Here is a 4,266-nt window from a genome sequence, read left to right on the forward strand (position 1 = left end):
GCCCGGCGATCGGGGTCGTGGTTCGGACCGTGGTCGCGGTTCCGACCGCGGTCGCGGCCAGGACCGTGGCCAGGGCGGTGACCGCAACCGCGGTGCGGCCCGTGTCGATGGGCAGCAGCGGCCGGCCGGCGGACGCGACGAACAGCGCGGTCGCGACGGCGGCAGAGGCCGCGACAACGATCGGGGCCGTGACAACGATCGGGGCCGCGACGGCGAGCGCAGCCGTGACGGCGGCCGCGGTCGCCGCGACGAGCGCCCGCGTTCCGAGCCTCGCCAGGACGTTCGTCCGGGCGCCCGCCCCACCGAGGCGCGCCAAGGCGAACCGCGCCGCAGCGAGGCTCCCGGCGCCGAGACCCGCGAGGACGGCGAAGGCCGGTCCAGCCGTCGCCGCCGCCCGCGCGGCAGGCGTCCCGAGGGCGACGTCGCGCCCGCCGCGCGCCTCGACCCGCGCCCGGAGGCGGCGGGGGGCATCGAGTTCGATCGCGACGCGCCGGTCCGCGCGGAGGCGCCCATGACGGCCGCCGCCCCGGTCGCCCGCGAGCCGGAGACCGTGCACGCGGACCGCGCCGAGTCCTTCGACGCGGACCGCCGGGAAGCCCACCAGGAGGAGCGCCAGGACATGCACCACGAAGACCAGCCCACGCCGCCCGCGGCCGCCCGCCTCGACAGGGACGCTTCCGCCGGTGAGGCCGTCGTCGCCGCCGACCTGGTCAAGCCCCGCCGCGACGTGCCGCTCGCGGAGGCCGCCGAGACCCAGCGCCTCTTCACCGAGGAGCTGATGGTGCGCTGCGGCTTCCCCTGCCGCGTCACCGTGAACCCCGGCGAGTACAACCAGGTCAAGCTCGTGACCGACGAGGACAGCGCCGACGTTCTGATCGGGCGGCGGTTCTACGCGCTCGATTCGATCGAGCACCTGGTCGACCGCATGGCGACCGTGGCCATGGGCGATCACGTCTCGATGAACCTGGACATCAACAACCACCGCCTGCGCCTCGACGGGCGCCTGGTGACCATGGCGGCCGAGGCCATGGACCGCGCCCGCCGCGAGGGCCAGCCCGTGCACCTGCCGCCGATGAACCCCCGCGAGCGGCGCGTCGTGCACATGGAGGTCGCCCGCTGCGAGGGACTGATGACGGAGACCGAGGGCGAGGGGTATGATCGCCACGTGATCGTCCTCCCCGACGACGGCTCGCGCCCCGCGACCGAGGACGAGTCCTAGGCGCGCGGTCGCACCGCCGATGCGGACACAGGGGGCGGCGCGGCGCGCCGCCCCTTTTCATGACGGGTTGGGCATGTCCACGACCAACGATACGATCGTCGCGATCGCCACCGCGGCCGGGGAAGCCGGCCTGGCGATCGTGCGCCTCAGCGGCCCCGGCGCCTTGGAGGTCGCCCGCCGCCTGGCCGGCGTGCGCGCGCTGCCGCGCGAGGGCGTGCGCTCCCACCAGGCGCGCGCCGCGACGCTGCGCAATGAAGCGGGGGAGGTCCTCGACCACGGCCTCGTGCTGCCCATGCTGGCGCCGCGCTCCTACACCGGCGAGGACATCGTCGAATTCCATTGCCACGGCGGCGCGCTCTGCGCGCGGCGCGTGACGGCGGCCTGCCGCGAAGCCGGCGCGCGCCCGGCCGGTCCCGGCGAGTTCACGCGGCGCGCGTTCCTGAACGGCCGCCTGAGCCTCGACCAGGCCGAAGCCGTGGCCGACCTGATCCACGCCGAGGACGAGCTCGCGGCCCGCGCCGCCCTGCGTCAGCTGCGCGGCGGCCTGCGCCGCGACGTCGAGGCGATCGAGCGGCCGCTGCTGGACCTGCTGGCCCGGCTCGAGGGCGGCCTGGAGTTCGAGGGCGACGACGCCGAGGCCGTCGCCGTGCCGCGCGCGGGCCTGCTGGCCGTCCTGGACGCCGCGCTCGCCGCGCTCGCGCTGCTGCTGGCCGACGCCGACGCCGCGCGCCGCGTGCGCGAGGGCGTGCACGTCGTGCTGCTGGGCGCGCCGAACGCGGGCAAGAGCTCCCTGTTCAACGCCCTGCTGTCGCAGGAGCGCGCGCTGGTCGACGCGGAGCCCGGCACGACGCGCGACGTCGTCGCCGCGCGCCTGCGCCACGGCGGCGTGATCTTCGTGCTGCACGACACCGCGGGCCTGCGGTCCGACGGCGGGCGCGTCGAGGCCCTCGGCATGGCGCGCGCCCGCGAGGCGGCCGCGTCGGCCGACGTCGTGCTGTTGCTGTCGGACCTGACAGCACCGGCCGGGCGCGACGTCGCCGACGTCCCTGTCGGCGTCGCGGTCCTGAACGTCGCCGCCAAGGCCGACCTCGCCGATCCCGCGCGGCGCGAGGCCGCCCGCGCGGAGGGCTGCCTCGTGACGTCCGCGCGCGACGGCACCGGCCTCGGCGAGCTGCGCGCGGCCCTGCTGGCGGCGGCCGACGGCGAGCGCCTGCGCGAGGTCGCGGACCTCGGCCACGCGTTCCACGAGCGCCACCGGCACCGCCTCGCCGCGGCGCGGGACGAGCTCGCCGCCCTGCGCGACGAGGTTGCGCTTCGCGACGCGCCTGCCGAAGTTGCCGCCGGGCTGCTCGCGGGGATCCTCGCGGAGCTGGGCGAAGTGACCGGCCGGGTGTTCAGCGAGCACCTGCTGGGCGAGGTCTTCGCCCGTTTCTGCGTCGGCAAGTAGAAGCCATCAGAGAAGATTCAAGATGAAATCGTTCGAGGTGAATGCGTTCGAGGTGATCGTCATCGGCGGCGGCCACGCCGGCATCGAGGCCGCCCTCGCGGCGGCCCGGCTGGGCGCCCGCACCGCGCTGGTGACGCACGATCGCCGCGAGATCGGCCGCATGCCCTGCAACCCCGCGGTCGGCGGGCTGGGCAAGGGCCACCTCGTGCGCGAGATCGACGCGCTCGGCGGGGAGATGGGCCGCGCCATCGACGAGACGGGGATCCAGTTCCGCGTGCTGAACCGCAGCAAGGGGCCGGCGGTGCGCGCGCCGCGGGCCCAGGCCGACAAGCACGCCTACCAGGCGCGCATGGCCGCGGTCGTCGCCGCTCAGGATGGCCTCGTCGTCGTGGAGGGGGATGCGTCCGACCTGCTGGTGGACGCGCCCGCCGGTTCAACATCGTCGGGTCCGGCGCCGGCCCGCCTGCGGGGCGTGGTCCTGTCCGACGGGCGCGAATTGCTCGCCCCGCGCGCGGTCCTGGCGACCGGCACCTTCCTGGGCGGCCTGATGCACGTGGGGGACGAGCGCACCGAGGGTGGTCGCGAGGGCGCCGCGGCGTCCGTGGGCCTCAGCGGCGCCCTGGAGCGCTGCGGCTTCACGCTGCGCCGCCTGAAGACCGGCACGCCGCCGCGCCTGTGGCGCGATTCGCTCGATTTTTCGCGCCTCGAGGTCCAGCCCGGCGACGAGCGCATCGAGCCTTTCTCTTTTATTACCAATGAGTTACAGACTTTTCAGGTCCCCTGTCACCTGACCTGGACCAGCGAGCGCACCCACGCCCTGATCCGCGACAACCTGCACCGGTCCCCCCTGTTCGGCGGCATCATCGAGGGCACGGGACCCCGGTACTGCCCCTCCATCGAGGACAAGGTCGTGCGCTTCGCCGACCGCGAACGCCACCTCGTCTTCCTGGAGCCGGAGGGGCGCGACTCCGCCGAGATCTACGTCAACGGCCTCTCGACGAGCCTGCCGCGCGACGTCCAGGACGCCTTCGTGCGCACCCTGCCCGGGCTGGAGCGAGCTGTGCTAGCAAGGCACGGCTACGCGGTCGAGTACGACAGCGCGCCGTCCTGGCAGGTCCGGGCGTCGCTGGAGAGCAAGCCGGTCGCGGGGCTATACCTAGCCGGGCAGATCCTCGGCACGTCCGGCTACGAGGAGGCGGCGGCCCAGGGCCTGGCGGCCGGCGTGAACGCGGTGCGCAGCCTCGATGGGCGGGAGCCACTGGACCTGCCCCGCGGCGGTTCGTACCTGGGCGTGTTGCTGGACGACCTCACGACCAAGGACATCACCGAGCCCTACCGGATGTTCACGTCCCGCGCCGAGCGGAGGCTGGCCCTGCGCTGCGACAACGCGGCGGCGCGGCTGCTGCCCCTGGCCACCTCGATCGGCCTGCTGCCGGAGGCGGATTTGCGGCGGCTGCGCGCGCGCGTGGCTGCCGCCGAGCGGGCGGGTCGGGTGCTGCGGACCCTGCGGTGCCGCGACCTCGTGCACGGAGGCAGCGTGGCCGCCTCGGACCTGGTCCTGCAGGCGCCCGGCGGGCTGGACGCGCCACCTTTGCCGGCG

General features: G+C 75.2%; 4 protein-coding genes. 3 read left to right on the plus strand and 1 reads right to left on the minus strand.

From position 1 onward, the window contains the following. Positions 1-316, minus strand: a 316-nt coding sequence (locus Q7W29_13985; protein ID MDO9172931.1) for a hypothetical protein, incomplete at its 3' end; no start/stop codon positions are given. 195 nt (positions 317-511) lie between these two features. On the opposite strand from Q7W29_13985, the gene Q7W29_13990 reads away from it, so the two are divergent. The 3 genes from Q7W29_13990 to mnmG all read left to right on the plus strand — a co-directional run. After that, a complete protein-coding gene (locus Q7W29_13990; GenBank protein ID MDO9172932.1) occupies positions 512-1,219 on the plus strand; it encodes a R3H domain-containing nucleic acid-binding protein in 708 nt (235 codons plus the stop codon). Positions 1,220-1,292: 73 nt separating this feature from the next. Further along, positions 1,293-2,666, plus strand: a complete 1,374-nt coding sequence (gene mnmE / locus Q7W29_13995; protein ID MDO9172933.1) for a tRNA uridine-5-carboxymethylaminomethyl(34) synthesis GTPase MnmE — start codon at positions 1,293-1,295, stop codon at positions 2,664-2,666. 22 nt (positions 2,667-2,688) lie between these two features. Beyond that, positions 2,689-4,266, plus strand: a 1,578-nt coding sequence (mnmG, locus tag Q7W29_14000; protein ID MDO9172934.1) for a tRNA uridine-5-carboxymethylaminomethyl(34) synthesis enzyme MnmG, incomplete at its 3' end; no start/stop codon positions are given.

Source organism: bacterium, from assembly GCA_030654305.1.
Taxonomy (GTDB): Bacteria; Krumholzibacteriota; Krumholzibacteriia; order LZORAL124-64-63; family LZORAL124-64-63; genus PNOJ01.